Annotated in this window: 15 protein-coding genes and 1 pseudogene; 1 reads left to right on the top strand and 15 read right to left on the bottom strand. The window is 48.0% G+C overall.

The features are described from left to right. The 7 genes from WBV27_RS06565 to WBV27_RS06535 all read right to left on the bottom strand — a co-directional run. Positions 1-1868: family 78 glycoside hydrolase catalytic domain (locus tag WBV27_RS06565; RefSeq protein ID WP_424200490.1), on the bottom strand; the 1868-nt coding region annotated here is incomplete at its 3' end. Between the two features lie 56 nt (positions 1869-1924). Continuing rightward, a complete protein-coding gene (locus WBV27_RS06560) occupies positions 1925-3301 on the bottom strand; it encodes an MFS transporter (RefSeq protein WP_424200488.1) in 1377 nt (458 codons plus the stop codon). Between the two features lie 96 nt (positions 3302-3397). Further along, entirely contained in the window at positions 3398-4402 is a 1005-nt protein-coding gene (locus tag WBV27_RS06555; protein WP_424200486.1) for an AraC family transcriptional regulator, read from the bottom strand. A gap of 84 nt (positions 4403-4486) precedes the next feature. Beyond that, on the bottom strand, positions 4487-6166 hold the full coding sequence (locus tag WBV27_RS06550; protein WP_424200484.1) for a glycoside hydrolase family 3 protein: 1680 nt from the start codon (positions 6164-6166) through the stop codon (positions 4487-4489). Further along, positions 6163-6846, bottom strand: coding sequence for a beta-phosphoglucomutase (pgmB, locus tag WBV27_RS06545; RefSeq protein ID WP_424200482.1), 684 nt, complete (start codon positions 6844-6846; stop codon positions 6163-6165). The genes WBV27_RS06550 and pgmB overlap by 4 nt, the downstream gene beginning before the upstream one ends. 161 nt (positions 6847-7007) lie before the next feature. Further along, positions 7008-8036, bottom strand: a complete 1029-nt coding sequence (locus WBV27_RS06540) for an AraC family transcriptional regulator (RefSeq protein WP_424200480.1) — start codon at positions 8034-8036, stop codon at positions 7008-7010. 52 nt (positions 8037-8088) lie between these two features. Then, complete coding sequence (locus WBV27_RS06535; RefSeq protein WP_424200478.1) at positions 8089-10836, bottom strand: family 78 glycoside hydrolase catalytic domain; 2748 nt, start codon at positions 10834-10836, stop codon at positions 8089-8091. 208 nt (positions 10837-11044) lie between these two features. Here WBV27_RS06535 and WBV27_RS06530 point away from each other — a divergent pair, with 208 nt between their 5' ends. Next, complete coding sequence (locus WBV27_RS06530) at positions 11045-11521, top strand: RpiB/LacA/LacB family sugar-phosphate isomerase (protein WP_086941985.1); 477 nt, start codon at positions 11045-11047, stop codon at positions 11519-11521. 128 nt (positions 11522-11649) lie between these two features. Here WBV27_RS06530 and WBV27_RS06525 read toward each other — a convergent pair whose 3' ends face one another. From WBV27_RS06525 to WBV27_RS06490, 8 genes and pseudogenes are all read right to left on the bottom strand, one after another. Further along, a complete protein-coding gene (locus tag WBV27_RS06525; RefSeq protein ID WP_424200476.1) occupies positions 11650-12093 on the bottom strand; it encodes a heme-binding protein in 444 nt (147 codons plus the stop codon). 127 nt (positions 12094-12220) lie between these two features. Then, positions 12221-13354 (bottom strand): NADH-dependent flavin oxidoreductase, encoded by a 1134-nt coding sequence (locus WBV27_RS06520; RefSeq protein WP_424200474.1) that lies wholly within the window; start codon positions 13352-13354, stop codon positions 12221-12223. 288 nt (positions 13355-13642) lie between these two features. Beyond that, positions 13643-14257, bottom strand: coding sequence for a TetR/AcrR family transcriptional regulator (locus WBV27_RS06515; protein WP_424200472.1), 615 nt, complete (start codon positions 14255-14257; stop codon positions 13643-13645). Between the two features lie 61 nt (positions 14258-14318). Continuing rightward, complete coding sequence (locus tag WBV27_RS06510; protein ID WP_424200470.1) at positions 14319-15221, bottom strand: Gfo/Idh/MocA family protein; 903 nt, start codon at positions 15219-15221, stop codon at positions 14319-14321. Positions 15222-15263: 42 nt separating this feature from the next. Beyond that, positions 15264-15707 carry a heme-binding protein gene (locus tag WBV27_RS06505; protein WP_424200468.1) on the bottom strand — a complete coding sequence of 148 codons (444 nt, stop codon included), beginning with the start codon at positions 15705-15707 and terminating at the stop codon, positions 15264-15266. Between the two features lie 67 nt (positions 15708-15774). After that, complete coding sequence (locus WBV27_RS06500) at positions 15775-16752, bottom strand: Gfo/Idh/MocA family protein (RefSeq protein WP_424200466.1); 978 nt, start codon at positions 16750-16752, stop codon at positions 15775-15777. A 44-nt stretch (positions 16753-16796) separates the two neighbouring features. Then, positions 16797-18119, bottom strand: coding sequence for a PTS sugar transporter subunit IIC (locus WBV27_RS06495; protein ID WP_424200464.1), 1323 nt, complete (start codon positions 18117-18119; stop codon positions 16797-16799). 19 nt (positions 18120-18138) lie between these two features. Next, positions 18139-18308 (bottom strand): annotated as a pseudogene (locus tag WBV27_RS06490) (NAD(P)-dependent oxidoreductase); the annotation flags it as partial.

The raw sequence follows: 18308 nt of genomic DNA, 5'->3' as shown, positions 1-18308 counted from the left end.
GTATTGCCAAGGACCTCCGCGGCCCGTGCCAGCAACGTAGCCGAATGATAGTAGTACACGGATGCAACCAGAGACGTATCGGTGCCGCCCATCGGTGAATGCGGATTGTCCCCGTCCAATGCAAGCCAATCGCCGAACTGGAAACCGGTCGTCCAGAGGCGATTGCCGCCGGATTTCATATCTTCGCGAACGATATAGTCCACCCAATCCTTCATTGTCGGATAGTGTTCCTTCAACAGCGAACGGTCCCCGTACTGCTCATAGAGTACCCAGGGAATGACCGTCGCCGCGTCCGACCAGGCAGCCGCTCCAGCACCAGTCACAAACCCAGCATCATCTTTTGGTTTGATCTGCGGAACTACGAATGGCACGGCTCCATCCAGTGCTTTTTGCTCCAGACGCAAATCGTGCATGAATTTTTTGTAGAAAGCCGGAGTGTACATATTATAGCTCGCTGTCCGGGCAAAAATCTGCGCGTCTCCGGTCCACCCCATGCGCTCGTCGCGTTGCGGACAATCCGTTGGCACGTCCAAGAAGTTGCCTTTTTGCCCCCAAAGCGCGTTCTTCAGCAGTTGGTTCACATCCGGATTGGCTGTGATCATGCCGCTCGTCTCTTCCAATTCGCTCTGCAGCACGTAGCCTTTGAAGCCCATGTTCCGCTCCATAAGGTCAACGCCGGTGATTTTGGCATAGCGGAAGCCGTAAAAAGTGAAGTACGGACGCACTTCTACCGGATTTCCATTACTGATATAGCTGAATTTCGCTTCCGCTGTGCGCAGATTATCGCGATAAAAGTTGCCTTCCTGCAGCACTTCGCCGACCTCATAAGTGATGACTGTCCCTTTTGGCACATCCGCGGTGAAAGTAATCCAACCGGTCATGTTCTGCTTGAAGTCCAGCACCTGTTCCCCTGCCGGCGTCAGAATCAGTTCCGGCATGAAGGCATCCACGATTTTGACTGGAACGCTCAACCGCGTCTGAAGTTTTTCCGTATTTGCGTCGCTCAGTTGCGTCGATTCCCAACGTGAATCTGATTCCACTTCGCTGTATTTATCCCAACCGTCGATTTCCAGGTTCGCGTCATAGACTTCCCCGTCGTATATGCTGCTGGAAACGAGCGGTCCTTCCGCCACCTCCCACGTATCATCGGTGGAGATGATTTCTTCTGTTCCATCCTCATAAGTGACGATGCATTCCGCAATCAAGCGGAACTGATCCCCATATAGATCTTCGTATCCGCCGTCGAAACCGAAGCGGCCTTTGAACCAGCCGTCCCCCAGCATGAAGCCGATCGCATTGCCGCCCGCTTGGATGGCATCGGTCACATCATAAGTCTGGTATTGCTGCCAAAAATCATAAGAATGGAAGCCGGGAGCCAAATATTCGTCACCGATCTTTTCACCGTTCAGGTACAGTTCATAAATGCCCAGTCCTGTCGCATAAACGCGCGCTTTGCGGATAGGCTTTGCAGGCAGGCAGAACAATTTCCGCACAAGCGGCATCCGTTCCAGCTTTCGGGCAGGTTCGATCCATTTCCCGGTCCACTGTTCCTCTTCCTTCGCCGTTTCGAAGTACTGGATTTCGGAATACGACTCATCTCCGCCAGCATTCTTCGCAATCACTTTCCAGAAGTAGCGCGTGCGCGGCTGCAGTTTGATTTCCGGCTGATAGCACAGCGGATCCAATTCGGCTTGCATCCCGCTGTCATGGATGACCTCTTCAAATGTCTCATCCAGTGAAATGATGACCCGGGTCCCTTGCAGTTCTTCCTCAAACGGCGCGTCAATTGTCCAAGACAATGTCACTGTGTCCATCAAAAAACCGATAGGATTCAGGATGTGATTGGTTTTCAGATTATATATATTCATTGTATATGCCCCTGTCTTAAAAAATAGGCTGCCTATGATACGGCAGCCTGTACCCTTTATCCGTTTACTCGTTTTGCTTTCAAGTCTTCCGCGATTTCAGGAAGTTTTTTATCCAAGTCATAGAACAGAATCAACAAAATGCAGATTGCTGTGAAGGCGATCGGCAGATAGGCGAAGATCGCCTTGATCGCGAATAAAGCTTCAGCTGATTGCGTTACGCCTTGCGACACATAACCGCCAAGTCCCAAAACAACACCCAGAATCAGACCACCCACTCCGGATCCGACTTTTTCGGCAAAAGTTCCTGCCGAGAAAATCAAACCTTCGCTACGGATGCCCGTTTTCCATTCGCCGTAATCGGCAACGTCACCCAACATAGCGAAGCCAGCAACAGCTCCTGGCGCGATGCCCAGTCCGCGGATGACCAAACCGACCAAGATCATGGAGAAGTTTTCCGGGAACAGCGCGATGATCAGCAAACCAATCATCATTACGATGCCTCCGATCAAAGTGATCGTCTTTTTGCTGAATTTGCTCAGCAGAAACGGCATGAACACTGCCCCTGCCGCAATCGGCATGAAGGAAAGGATACCGATGATTGCCACTTTCGCGGGATCTCCCAAAATCCATTGGGCATAGAAAATGTTGATGCCGCCCAAACCGGAGCTGATGAAACTGATCAACATATAAAGAATCATGATTACCCAGTACTTATTCTGCAGCAGTGCCTTGATGTTTGTTTTCAACGGCACCTTTTCGACCGCTACAGCAGACTCGATGACGCGTTCCTTTGAATTTTTGAACAGGATCAGCAACAGAACTGTCGAGATTACGCCGAAAACAGCGGCCATCCACGTCCAAGCCTGTTTATCGCCACCAAAGAAGTTGACGACCGGCAGAACTACTGCAGTCACGCCCATTGCCCCCACGAATCCGGCCAATGTACGCGATGTCGAAAGGTTGCCGCGATCGACAGGATTCGAGGTCGTCGTACCGATCATTGCGTTATAGGGAACCATCGTCGCCGTGTATACACCAGCTAAAGCGATCACATATGTTACGAAAGCGTAAATGGCTTTGCCCGTCGATCCCAGGAAATCCGGAGAAGTGAAAAGCAGTATCATTGCAAATGCATAAGGGATTGCCATCCATAAAATCCAAGGTCTGGCCTTCCCGTGTTTCGAACGTGTCTTGTCGACGATCGCACCCATCGCCAAATCGGAAGCGCCATCAAAAAGTCGCGCCCATAAGAGGATGTTCCCGACTATGACTGCGCTCAGGCCGACCACATCGGTGTAGTAGTAAGTGATGAAGGAACTGGCCGTCGTAAGCATCAGATTGGCCGCCAGATTCCCGAAACCGAACGTCAGCTTCTCGCTCAGCGGCAGCTTGTTTTCGTCTGTTTGATCCAAAATTCTTGTTTCAGTTGCCATAATTATTCTCTCCTTTGTTCTGTTTTGTTTACACTCTTATTAAACCGTTTTCGGCAAAGGCTTACAATGTCGTGCGGACAGAACAAAGTGGTCAAACTACAGGTCACGGTGCAATGCTTCCTCACGGATCTGACCTGGCGTTTTTCCGTGCACTTTTTTGAAGGACCGGAAGAAATAGCTCGTGTCCAGGTAGCCGATTTCCTCGGATATTTCCTCCATCGAATAATTTGAATAAAGCAGGAGATGGTGTGCGTGCAGCATGCGTTGGCGCTGCAGCAACTGTTTGAAAGTGTCCCCCGTCTCTTTTTTGATCAGATTCCCCAAATAATTCTTGTTGAAGCCCAATTGTTGCGCCAGCATTTCCAAAGAAAGCGTGCGGTAATCCTTTTCGATGATGGCCAACGCTTCCGTGACTACCTGATTGTGGTGCCGTTGCTGCCCTTTTGTTTCCTCTTCAAACGTGCGCGCCAGTTCCATGAACAGCAACGGCAGATAGAGGTGGATCACTTCGATATTCGGTTCAGATTCACCATAGTATTCCTCCAGGATATAATGCATGAAAGTCTGGACTTTTTCGTTTTCTCCCGTCCGGAAGACCAGGAACTGATCCTCCTCATGAGTGCGTTGGCTTGCCAACACCAGAAACTCAGTCAATACCCCGCGTTTTCTCACGAGCTGCTGCAGGATTTTTGTATTGATCGTCTCCACTTTCAACAGGACATTGATGAGGATGTCGTTTTCGCCCAACGCCTGGAAGGAATGCGAGCTGCCCCGATCGAGCATGATGATGTCACCTTCATTGAGAATGATTTCCTCCCCACTGACTTTCTGGGTGCAGGATCCGGAATATATATAGTTCAATTCCAAAAACTGATGGTGGTGCAAGGGCATATCGGAATAGCGGTTGTGCTTCCGGATATGGACATCGCCTTTTTTGAAGAACATCTCCTCGCTCAGCAGGAAATCGCCGTTCAAGCGGAACTTATTCCCGCTCAAAATCAGTTCATCTAGGATATCAGGATCGGTCACATTGAAGCCAGATTTCCTCTGCTCTTTTTCGATTTTGGTTTCTTGCCTTAAAAAATGATCCAGTTCGAACATTTTCCCTCTCCTCCCGTTCTTTATCTTATCCACCATTATACAGAAAAACCCAACCGGACTCATCTGGTTGGGCGAATAATCAATTTATCTGCAGGCATCCATCAAGCCGCAGTATGGATCGATCGGGCTCTCGCCTTTGAAATCACTCTTGCCGATAAGTTTGGCGACAAGCGCTTCGATTACCGCTTCATGATTATCATAGGCATTGATGTAGGTCTTCACCATCGGCACATCTATCAGATGGTAGGGATTGCCCAGGCTCGCGAATATGGTCGGCACTTCGTCGACGAACCATGGGATATTGTTCCCTAAGCCAAAGAAGGTATACCAGTTGATTCTTGTCGTTGTGGCGTTGCTGCGGTTTTCGACATTGGCCAGATAGAGGACAGCATCATATTTGGAACGGAACTGGGAAACGGACTCGAACCCGGTCGTGAAATCTTCAGGCTGATAAAGCTTCACGCGGAAGCCTTCCTTCTCCAAAAGCGGCAGCACCTTGGAAAAAATCTGGCGATTTGATTCCTCGTAAGGCCCGAGTAGCTGCAGCAATAAACGAGGCGTCGCGTCCGGTCGCAATGGCAGGTTTCCAGCCGTGTCCTTAACAAGAGTGATGCCGTTGTCGGCGGCTTCCTTCGCCCATCGGATATGCTGATCAGTCTGTAGAACAACCAGTTCTTCCTTTGCCGGAACCAAAAATGTTTCCGCCTGTTTTTCAGGCAACTTCAATGCAGCTTTCATCGCCAAAATGCGGGTGACAGCTTCATCGATCCGTTCCAACTTCAGGATGCCATTTTCAATCCCTTCCTTCATGAAGCGGATATCCTCCTCCAGATCCTTATTGAACAGGAAGATATCGCACCCAGCTGCGATTGCTGTCGGAACAGCCAACCGCCGCTCCATCGCCGCGCAGAAACCGACCATCGGCGTGGCATCGCTTGTGATGACGCCATTGAATCCGAGTTCCTCGCGCAACAGTTCCTGCATAATGACAGGGGACAAGGTACCCGGCAGAAAAGCATCTTCATCGGACTTCTGGATGGCCGGCAAAGCGATATGGCCGATCATTACCGAAAGCGCCCCGGCTTCGATCAGACCCGAGTAGACTTTCCCATAGGTATTCCGCCATTCTTCGAGAGGCAGAGTGTTGACAGAAGTCACCAAGTGCTGATCGCGGAAGTCGATACCGTCCCCGGGGAAGTGTTTGATTGAAGCCGCCACACCGTTTTGCTGCACGCCTTCAACGAATCCTTGCGCATAGTTCAGGACGGTTTCGGGATCGCTGCCGTACGTGCGCACGTTCGTGATCGGATTGTGGCAATTGTAGTCGATGTCCACGACCGGCGCGAAGGCCCAGTTCACCCCTACCGCTGAGCCTTCCTTGGCGCAGACTTCACCGAGATGGTGCCCAAATTCGGCATCCTGACCAGCCGCCAACAGCATCGGATTGCCTATGCGCGTACCGTCAACGGCGCTTCCTGTACCCCCCGCTTCCAAGTTGGCTGCAATCAGCAAAGGAATTTTTGCCTGTTGTTGCAGATAACGGTGCGCTTGCTGCACTTCTTCACCTTTTCCGGGACGGAACAGCAAGCCGCCAACTTTCTTGTTGACGACCAAATCAAACAACGCCTTTTCATCCGTGGACATCCCGATCGGACAGAACAGCTGGCCCACTTTTTCATCCAATGTCAGACTTTCCAAAGTCCGGTTCACCCACGCGATTTGCTCATCCTTCAGATAGAAAGGATTCCCCTTCAAATCGATCATCCTTCAACACGCTCCTTCATCGTCACTTCACGCACAATTTCTTCCAATTTTAAATCTTTTGTAGCTGCCACTTCGATATCCGGAAGCCACTCACCAAAGACAGGGATGCCGATGGCGACAGCGGGCATGCCCGCCCGTTTGATCCCTTCGATGCCGGCCAACGAGTCTTCGAAGCCGATGCATGCGTGTGTTTCCAGACCAAAAGCTTGTGCCGCCCTCTCAAAAATCTCCGGATGCGGCTTGTTATGTTTCAGAGATTCCGGATCGACGACGGCCTCAAACACAGCCGAAAGGCCCAATCTTTCCAGAATGAGCGGCGCATTTTTGCTGGCGGAGGCGATCGCCATGCGGTAACCTCCGCTTTTGGCCTCTTCCAGAAGTTCTGGAATCCCGGGCAGGATGTCCGCTGCTGTGATTTCCGCGATCAACTCCAGGTAATGCGCATTTTTTTCTTTCAACAGCTGTTCTTTTTCTTCTGCATCAAGGAGACAGTCTGGCTTTTCAGCCAATATCAGTTCCAAGGATTCCGTTCTGCTGATGCCTTTGAGGCGCTCGTTCCATTCGCGGTCGATTGCAATTCCCAATCGATTCGCTATCCTTTTCCATGCCAAGTAATGCCGTTCCGCTGTATCGGTGATGACACCGTCCAAATCGAATACCAATCCTTTTATTTCGTTCATTTGTCTGCTCCATTCGAAGAATCCTAGTTTACACCTTCATCCTACATAATCGGAGCATCCCGAACAATGGCAGAACCAAAGCGTATACTGTCCAAATCACAGGTTCACGCTTGATCGCCTAAAAGCTTTCAAAAACCACATACAAAAAAACTATGAATTTCTCATAGCTTTTTGCTTCGGTGCATTTTTTTCCTTAACTGATTGGGTGTCTCTCCGTACTCATTCTTGAATATCTTGAAGAAATAACTCGGACTGGTGATGCCAAGCTCTGCAACAATTTTTTCGATCGGTTTGTCGGTCCCGATCAGCAGATCGTAGGCCTTTTGCAGCCGCCGTTTCGTGACCCATTCTTTGAAGGTCAGACCCGTTTCTTGCTTCAGCAGATTGCTGAGATAATTTTTGTTGAAATTCAATTTTTTCCCCAGGCCTTCCAGCGTGATGCTGGCATATTCACTGTCGATGATCGCCAGGGCATCGATCACTTTCTTGTTGAAAGGGAGTTCCCCAGCTTCGCTGGACATGATATCCTCCAGTTCGGCCAGGATGACCAACAACCAAAGTTCCACTTTCTCGAATTTAGGCGTTTCGTCTCCAAAATAATCGGCAAGCAAATAGGACAAGCACGTGCTGATCCGTTGATTATCGGCGGTGCTGAAATGCAGATAGGGTCGGTGACGGCTATTTTTTTTGCCTACGGTCAGCAAAAAATCAGTAATCAGACTATGCCTTTGCGCCATCCTTTGGAGCACCTTCGTGTTAATGGCATCAGACTTGATCAATATGTTGATGAGGATGTCCTGTCCACCGAGCTTGTCGATGGAATGGCCGGTCCCAGGATCAATCATCAGCAGATCGCCTTGCTTCATCTGGATTTTCTCCTGGCCGATCCACTGGGTGCATTGCCCTTGCAGAAGGTAATTCAGTTCCAGGAATTCATGCGAATGGGTGGGCATGGCAAAATAGCGGGCATGCCGGTTCATGAAGATTTGATGATCCACAAAAAAATCCTCATCAGACAAATGGAAATCAAGCAGATAGCCGGCTGTTGCCGCTTGATTTTGGAATTTGGCGGTTATCTGTTCGACCGTCATAGTTTTCATTTCAGCTTCAAGCTGCGTTTCTTTCAGCAAGGTTGCCAGAACATCTTGTGCTGCGGACATATTATTCACTCCTCTGTTCTTCATGCCCATTTTATCAACTCCATCAAAAAAAGCAAAGGCTTTCGGGCCTTTGCTTTTTCCGTCAGATACGATTCGATTTTTTAAATAAACGGTCGGCCTCAGCGACCATCTCTGCAGTTATGCCAGTGTAGAATAATTTTGACAGCTGATTCAAGGATAGGTTCAGCTGTTCCTCATCGGCAAACGCCATGAAGCCTCTGATGCGTTCGTGAATGCCCAGTATTTCTTCGAACAGCTCCTTGTTTTCGTTCTTGATGATCGAAAGTCGTGTATCCGAATCATACAGCACGCTCAGGTCTTTTGTCGGTTGGTAGGTGTACTCATATATGCCTGACGCCACTTTGATCGGCTCCCGCTCAGAGTACGGCAACACGATCTCAGCCTGCGCGCCAAAAGGCACTTCGAAATTGCAGCTCAGTTCGCCATTTTTAAGTATCTTCCATTCACTGACGAATTTACCGGCCGCTGACTGATAGCTTCCGCGGGCATATCCCAATTTTACATTTGGATTGGGCGCTAATCTCGCGGTACGGAAACCAGCATCCAGCGGTTGGATGCCCACCACGTATTTATAGACAAACTCGATGACGGATCCATAACTGTAGTGGTTCAGGGAATTCATGCCTGCCGGATTCATGGTGCCATCCGGCATTACGCTGTTCCAGCGCTCCCAGATTGTCGTCGCGCCAAGATTCACCGCATACAACCAGCCTGGGAAGCCTTCATTGAGCAAAAATTCATAGGCCAAATCGACCATGCCATTCTCTGACAGAACTTGGCAAAAAATCGGAGTCCCCACAAAACCGGATTTGATTTTGTAAAGATCTTTTTTCAAACGGGTTTTCAGCTGCTCAATGACCACTTCGCGCTCACGGAATAGTTTGAACTTCAAAGCAATGATGTACCCCGATTGAGTGTCGATGGACAGGCGTCCGGATGGCGTCACATACTCGAACAAAATCCGCTCACGGACTTGTTCGCTGAGTCCGCGGTAATAGGCCGCGTCAGACTCATTCCCCATCAAAGCTGCGACTTCCGCGACGATGCACAGACTTTCGTAATAATAAGCTGAAGCAATAAACGTATCGTCAGTGCTTCCTTTGAATGATGAAGGAGTCGCGCCATCCAAAGCCAGCCAATCCCCGAACTGGAATCCACCGGCATTGAGCTCCGTTTTCGAACCATGCGCTTTTTCGATTTTAGAACCGGTCCAATCCACCCAGTCTTTCATCAGCGGGTAGTACTGCCCGACTTCTTCCTTGTTCCCATAGGCAGTCCATAAAGCTTTAGGAATAAAAGTCGCTGCATCTCCCCAGACAGCTGCGCCACCTTGAGTAGCCATCGCCGGCATATAATTTGGGATGCTTCCCGACAGTTTTTCCTGTTCCGTACGCATGTCAATCAGATATTTACGGTAAAAAGCCCGCGTGTCCATATGATAACTTGCTGTCGGAGCAAATACTTGCGCGTCCCCAGTCCAGCCCAAACGCTCAGCCCTTTGCGGACAATCGGTAGGCATATCGAGGAAGTTTGATTTGAGCCCCCAAAGCGAGTTTGCATACAATTGATTCACTTTAGCATTGCCCGTTTCGATGATGCCCGTTCTCGTCATATCGGAATAGATGGCCAACCCGCGTACGGCTATCTCCTTGTCTGCCGGCCAGCCCGTCACACGTACATAACGGAAGCCAAAGTAAGTGAAATGCGGGTGAACCGTTTCGGCTTCTCCATTGGAAATGTAACGGAAGCCTGCTGTGGCGGTGCTGTAATTTTCATTATAAAAATTGCCTTGCTGCAGTATTTCCCCGAACTCAAAGTGCACCTCGGTTCCTGCCGGGAAATCGGCATCAAACGCAAGCCAGCCGGCAAAGTTCTGTCCGAAATCAACTACCGTCTCGCCATTCGGGGTCGTGATGACCTCCTTCAAAGGAACTACTTCATGAATGCTCAATCCCGGGCTCACGCGGTCTTTCAATTTTTCTTTTGGAATGCCGACGATCGCCACCTCATCGCTGCGCCCCGATTTATCAAGTGTCCGGTCGATCGTTTCGCCATCGTAGATGCCGCTGTTCGTGATATCGCTCAGCGTCGCTTTCCAACTGAGATCCGTCACGATCCGCTCTTCCATCCCGTTTTCGTAGCTCACCACCAATTCGGCAATTGCCGCAAATTTGTCCCCGAAATAAGCATTCTCGCCGCTCAGGCCGAATCTCCCTTTGTACCAGCCATTGCCCAACATGATCGCCAACTGATTGCTTTGTTTCAATTGATCAGTGACATCATACGTTTGGATTTGGATGAAAGCATCGTAGTTGTTGACGAACGGCGCCAGAACATCATTTCCGATTTTCTTTCCGTTCAAACTCGCTTCATAAAGCCCAACCCCACTGATATACAGGCGGGATTCTTTTACTTCATGGCTCAGTTCGAAATCCTTGAACAGAATCGGATGGATTTCTTCTTGCACCTTCGGCCCGATCCATTCGGCGTCCCAAGCTTCATCCATTTTCCCAGTCTCAAAAAAGCTTGTCGATTCAGCCACTTCACCATCTTCAGCCGTGACACGAATCTGCACATAATAGCGTGTTCTGGGCTTCAACTGAAGCGTCAACGTTTCCCCTGAACTGTCCAGATCACCGTTTTTCTCAAGCACAATCTCCTTGAATTCGTGATTGGCAGCTACCTGGAGGCTTGCCTCTTTTTGCATTTTCCCTAACCCGTTGTCGACCGCCCAACTGACGATCAAGGGCTCAAAATGATACCCGATAGGCTCAACAATGCCGTTAAATTTAATATCCATAATTTCCATGTGGTTCCCCGCCTTGTTTTTAAGTATACGCTTACTATAATCAAAACCAATCTGTAAAACTACATCAAAATCATATGGAAAAATGCTCTAAATGCAGATTATTCTTTTACCCAAAGTGTCGCAGTGCCTTGATCTGTAAACTCAGTCTGTACTACTCTCGCCATTTGGCTTATACTTTTGATTAATGACAGATAATGGAGGGATTTAAATGAAAATTGCCGTTTCCAGCGACCATGCCGGCTTCGCATTGAAAGAAGAAGTCAAAGCTTTACTCGAAAAGGAAGGCCATGAAGTGCTCGACTTCGGACCTTACAACGAAGAACCTTGTGACCTGTCCGATTATGTTTACCCTGCCTCACTGGCTGTGGCGGAAGGAAAAGCCGACCGCGGTATCTTTGTGGATGGCGTCGGTTACGGCAGTGCCATGATCGCCAACAAAATCTACGGCGTCTATGCAGCGGTCTGCCAAGATCCTTTCTGCGCGAAACTGGCGCGTTCCCACTCCGACACGAATGTCCTCTGCCTTGGCGGAAAAATCATTGGTTCGGCATTGGCGCTTGAAATCGTGACGGCTTGGATGACGACCGATTACCTCAGCGATATCGAAAAATACACGAACCGCGTCGACAAAGTGAAAAAGATTGCCGAAAAGCATCTGAAGAAATTGGATGAAATCCAGGACTAATCAGTCATGAATTGACTGCACGATGTTCGAAGAACAAATTACCACAAAAACAAGACCGCACCGAAATGGATAACAAATCCATTTTGGTGCGGTCTTATTGATTTTTCTCAAATCCGTCAGCAACGGTCTTAATATTGTGAGGCCAATACTTCTTCCATCGATTCGGCAAGCAATCTGTGGTCCTCCCGATGAGACAAACCGGATACAGAGATGACTCCGGTCACCTCCTCTTTCTCGATGATCGGAAAGCCGCCTCCGTAGATGGCGTAGGCTTCATCGCTCGCCCACTGCTTATAAGGAACATCATCCGCAAACAAGTAGGTATAGAGCGAACTGTGCCCACTGTCCAATACAGTCTTTTCCTTCCTGTCCAGCCACGTATTCTCTTCCCTCCCATCCATCGAATAATAGAAGATCACCTGACCATTGTGCACAATCCTGATGCCTACAGGTTTTGTGGCTTGTTCTTTGACCTTTTTGATGATCCTCAGCGCGATCTCCAAACCCATCTCATGCGTGAATGCTTCAAACTGCAGCTTCTGCTCTTGCTTCACTATCTCGGTTTTATCCATTCCACATTTTCCTTTCCATCAATGGGGCAGTCCCATCTCGAGTCGATCACTTATACAGAACCCAATAAATGCCGGTAATTTACTCATATTTTACCATATTGCCCTCTGCCACCGCCTTGCCAGGAGATTAATCTTCAAGCTTGAACCATGGGCCGGAAGCTTGAATGACGCCCCAAAGTTTTTCCGGAAGCTCAAGTTTACTGACCGTTGAAGCCTTTATCGTTGTCTGGATTTCTGACTCTTGTCCGTTTTGAACCTTTTCGATCCAATCTGGATTCATGATTAATCCTTGGCCTACTACCGCCAGCGAAAGCCCCTTATCCAAACCACTTGCAACATCATCCGGCGTTACCATAGATCCAGCTGCCAACACAGGAATACGGCCATTTGCCTTTTCGACAATCAACTCAAGGTAGGTTTTTTCGTCTTGACTGTCGACTGGTTTTGAAGAAAGCGCACTAGCCAATGAAGCATGCACATAATCCACATCTTCTTCAATCAAGCGTTCGATCAATGCATAGGTATCCTGCATTCTTAGGCCGCCCTCTTGTGGTTCGTCAGGCGAAATTCTGTAACCTAATATAAATGGTTTGGTTGCAAGCTTTTTGATCACACTCTTTATTTCCCGAATGACCGCCACCGGGAAGCGCAAGCGATTTTCCAGTGAGCCTCCCCATTGGTCTTCACGTCTGTTGAAGAACGGAGACATGAAGTTTTGAAGTAAAAAGCCATGAGCGCCATGTAGCTCAACACCATCAAACCCAGCTTCAATAGCTCGTCTTGTCATTTCCCCGAATGCATGAATCACTTCCATAATTTCATCATGCGACAGTTCACGCGGTGTAACAGAAGGCGCAAATGCAGTAGCTTCCGTTTCCAGGGCACTGGAGCTGACAACGTCGCCATTTGGGGTAAATGCAGGCAGCGCTTTGTTCCCGGCGTGGAAAATTTGAAGAATCGCTTGGGCGCCACCGCTTTTTGTAGCTTCAGCCAGTTTACGTAAACTTGGCATAAAGCTATCGTCATAAGCTGCGAATTCATTCGCGAAACCAATCCCGTTCGGCTGTACGCGTGTGCAGCCGGTGATGACCATCCCTACACCGGTCACTCTTTTTTTGTAATAGTTTAATTCTTCATCGGAAATCGTGTAATCGTCATTGCTGGCCCAAGTCGTCATCGGTGCCATCACAACCCGATTTCTAAGGGTGAATCCGTTTTTGAATATGAAGGGTTCCATTAAATTGCTGTATTTTTCGTTCATATTTTTTCCTCTTTCTTGTTTATGTTTTAGTCGCTAGTGTTTAATTTTATTAATAGGTTGCTATCTCTTTCGGCATCACCTCCTTTACTTCATAATCGAACGTCCGTTTAATTAAGGATAAAAAAATATATTCAGCTTTCACTATGTCTTTATTTTTGCCGACCGCTTTCGAATATGCATCCAATGTTAAACGAACATTCGATTATATTCAAGCTAAAAATAGTATTCAGAGGAGCTATCAACTTTTTTCAAAGCTAACCGATTTCCCCTCTGAATAACAGAAAATATTTAAGCTTTTACAGAATCCCATGTCATTTGAACAATCAGATTCAGCTTATCTTCATTTAATTCAGATTTACCCAGGAAATGTTCTTTTGCAGCTTGCATCACAGGGTAAGAAGTAAAAATATTCAAAAGACTGGTATCAACTTGCTTAAGAATGTTTTGTTCCTTGCCTTTTTCAAATAAGCGATAAAGCGGTTCAAAATATTCAGCACTTTCTTCACTGGTAATTTTTTTAAGAAGCGGTGAATTTTGGAATTGCTCGATAAACAAGAAGTAATCTTTATTTTTCAAGATAAAGTGGGTGAATCTTCTTAACGATATTTCAAATGCTGTTTGTATCGGCAGCGATTCATCGAAATCGGTGAACATTTCCTCGCTCATCTTCCTTTTGGCTTCCAAGTACAGTTTATTCAGCAAATCCTCCTTGTTCTCAAAATATACGTAGATGGTTGATGCAGATACATTGGCACTCTTGGCGATCTTCGACATCGAAGTTTCAGAAAGCCCGACTTCATTGATCAATTGGAGTGTAGCGTTAAAAATATTTTCGTTTTTGGTTTCATCTTTTAGTCTCATGCCTGTATAATAAATGATCGTTCGATTAATGTCAACTTTCATTTTATGTGTTGGTTAATAATAATTTAAATTTTGCCCAAAGGTAAAACCAGGAATACGTGTATCAGTAACCGTTGTCCTGCAAAATTTTCTCGCAAAGGGAATGGCTCAGATAAACGGAATCGGTCGTGACCGGATTTTCTTTATTCATGATGCCCCCGATGAAGCCACGGATCAACGGTTCGAAGCCGCGTTTGCACAACGTACCTTCCCAGTCGCCAAAACCGGTAAGCTGGGTTCCGGCCTGATTGGAGATCGTCATACCGGTCAGATCCACAACCCTTACGATCCCTTCCGGACTCTGGATTTCCATCACTTCCTGATTGGCGCCCGCCTCGTAGTTCATCGAGACAAAACAGCTGGTCGTCTTCGTTTCCAGTTCCACCCAAATCCGCTTCAGGTTGCCGTCCTTTTCGATGATCTTCGATTGCACCGAGAGGACCTCATCATCCAGCAAATACAATGCGGCATCAGCGATGTGCAGGAACAAATCATAAACAGCATGGCGGACCGGCTCAACCAAGTTTATCCGATCCTTTCGGATGAAGAGCATATTTTTGTCGGGAATCTCCTTCAACCGTTGGATCAGCAGAGCGAAGCGGCGATTGAATCCAGCAGTCAGCAGCAAGCCTTTCGAATCGGCCAACTCGATCAGCTGCTTCACCTCTTCCAGATCGTCGCTGATCGGTTTGTCCACATAAACTGCAATCCCCCGATCCAACAGACTGCGGATCACTGTCGCATGGGCCGCCGTAGCCACATGCACAAAGGCAGCCTCGATGCCGCTGTCCAACCATTTATCCATATCGGTATACAGTCGTTCGAAACCGTATTTCTTCCCGACTTGTTCCAGTGTTTCCTTGTTCCGGGAGCAGAGGTGCCACTCCACCGTATCCCGCATTTCCGCCATGACAGGCAAATAGGCTTTCTGCGCGATATTCCCGATTCCGATGACGCCAACTTTCATGCTCGCTCATCCCCTTTTTCAGTTTTTAGGACCTTCAAAAGATCAGGCGCTCGCCAACACTTCTTCGATCGATTCGACGATCAATCTGTGGTCCTCCAGATGTTCCAACCCGGAAACGCAGATGACACCTGTAACCTGTCCATCTTCAATGATCGGGAAACCGCCACCGCAGATGGCGTATTCTTCGCTGCTCTCCCACGCCTTGTATTCCGGCACCTCATCCATAAAAAGGTAGGTATAAAGGGAACTGTGCCCGCTGTCCAATACGGTCTTTTCCTTCCGGTTCAACCAAGGGCTCTCTTTTCTACCGTCCATCAAATAATGCAGGATCAACAAACCATTATGCACGATCCTTATTCCGACAGGCTTCGGTGCTTGTTCCTTGACCTTTTTGACGATGCGCTGCGCGATTTCCAAGCCTGCATCATGCGTAAATGCTTCAAATTGAAGCTTTTGTTCCTGTTCCAATATTTCGACTTTGTCCATTGTGCATGCACCTTTCCATTAATGGGGCCGCCTCATTTTGAGACAGCCCATCCTTGTATTTATTCTATTAACCCAGAACGATTCCGGCACCTGCCAGCGCCTCTTCGGCGATTTCCATGACGACTTGGCTTTGCTCAAGCATTTCCTTGGCTTTCGCAAAATCTTTTGCTTCGATCATGCGTGCAAATTCGCAGAACTCTTCGTACATCCGGTGCGGATGTACTTTCTTGTCCAAGGCTTGGCTCTCCTGGCCGTTCAGGTTCACCACAAAAGAATCGCAGAGATTCGGCGGGCCATTCAGTACAACGGAGCCTTTATCACCCTGAATCATGGATCGTATCGGTGCTGCCGAATCCTTCGCCCCGATGCAGACGACTTTACAACCCGGGTAATCCAACAGCAGAATCCCGGATGTATCGATCCCTCGCTCGACATTCGCAAGGTATTTCACCGAGTCGGGTTTCCCAAGGATCCCAACGACAAAGTGGATGTTGTAGATATTGATGTCCATCAACGCTCCGCCGCCTGCTTTCGGACTGAAGGCGGGCAAAACTTCTCCCTTCTTGAAGGCATCGTATCGAGAAGAATACTGGGAATAGTTGCATTCAATGATCTTCAGATCCCCTAATTGTGGAATCTGTTCCTTGATCGCCAGATAGTTAGACAAATATCTTGTCGTGATCGCTTCGACCAGGATCAGCTTTTTGCTTTCAGCCAGTTCCTTCAGTTCGATCAATTCAGCTGACTTGATCGTGAATGGTTTTTCGCAGATTACATGTTTTCCGTTCTCCAATGCTTGCTTCGTAAATGTATAGTGCAGATGATTAGGCAGTCCCACATAGATGGTGTCGCATTCCGGATCTTTCAAGACTTCTTCGTAGTCCGTGCAAATTTTTCCGATGCCGTACGTGTTTGCCAGGCCCTCCATTTTCGCGCGTTCCGCTTCGATGCCGAACATGCTGACCAATTCCGTATCCGGCAAGTCCTTCGCCATCGTCAGAAAATCCATGACGATTTGTCCTGACCCTAGTATTGCAAGTTTCATATATAAGACTCCTTTTTTCGATTCTTTTTATTCTTATTCAGTTTCTATGCTTCAACAGCATCCATCTGATGCTGTACTTCTTCGTCGTTTTCCAGCTCCTGTTTGACCGCCAAATTATCCGCTATCTTAAAGAACGGGAAGTAGATGGCAGCAGAAAGAGCGATTTGGACGATATTCAATACGGCTCCTCTCCAGCCGGAAACCAAGAACCCTGCAATGATCGGAGGAGTGGTCCAAGGAATGTTCACCCCATTGGTATACGGTACGAGCCCCGTACTCATTGAAAAAAATGCGACAACGCCCATGATGATTGGTGCCAAGAGAAACGGAACGATCATGATCGGGTTCAATACGATCGGCATACCGAAAATGATCGATTCATTGATCGTAAAGATTTCCGGACCGATCGACAATTTGCCCAACGCTTTGAACTGCTTGGATTTGGCTGCGAACAGAAGCAAAAGACACAGACCGAACGTTGCACCCGATCCACCGATTTTGATGAAGTTATTATAAAACTGAGAAGTCACGATATTCGGAATAACATCCCCAGCTGCCAGCACCGTAGCATTTTCAGCTGTCAAGGTCAACCAAATCGGAGACATCACACTGCCGACGATATTCGCACCGTGCAGACCAAATGACCAAAGAATACCTTCAATAAGGAGCACAACGATGGTCGCCGGCAATGTGCTTCCTAAAGCCGTTAATGGCGTCTGCAAGTTATTGAAGATGAACGTTTGCACGTCGCCGTAACTGGTCTGCTCAAAGCCGATGCGCACGAAGTTGAAGAAAATGATGACCAGCGCAACCGGAATCAAGGCTGAGAAGGACTTCGATACGTTCTGCGGAACCGAATCAGGCATTGTGATTTTCCAGCCCATTTTGTCGGTGAAGCGCATGATTTCAATTGCGATAATTGCAATCAGGATGCCAACAAATAATCCGGCAGCTCCCAGGTTCCCCAACGGAATCCCGATTCCCAAGCCTTCCTCCGCGAAAGCGTGCATCGGTGTTACGACGAAAAAGGATGCCAACGCTGCAAAGATGCCGGCCATATTATCCAGTCCGTACGATTTAGCTAATTCATTACCCATCCCGACCACAACGTAAACGGTCATCATGCTCATGGAAATGTTGTTCGGGATCGTGAACATCCGTTGCCAATCGGCTCCAAACGTGTTCAGCATGAATTCGGTATAAGCGTTAATCGGCAAGTAGGCCAATAAGATGAAGAAGGACCCGATGATCAAAAGCGGCATCGCTGACATAAAACTGTTCTTTACAGCACTCAAATAGCGGTTTTGTTCCAGTTTAACGGCTATCGGAGTCAATTTTTCCTCAAGGATATTTAATAAGTTTTCCATTTTTTAATACCTCCTGTAATTATTCCTTGATTGTGTTGATGCCTTCTTCAAGAATTTCGATTTGGCGGATGGTCTCTTCATCTTTGACGATTTTTTCTTTTCCATTGACGATTGACTCATAGACGCCGGCATAGATCCGTCCGTAATCTCCCACTTCGGAAACGACTTTTTCTTCGTGGTAACGGCCCG

It is taken from the genome of Trichococcus sp., from assembly GCF_049589555.1.
Classification (GTDB): Bacteria; Bacillota; Bacilli; order Lactobacillales; family Aerococcaceae; genus Trichococcus.
Note: the sequence above shows the minus strand (reverse complement) of the source record. Positions and strands in the feature narration are given on the sequence as shown.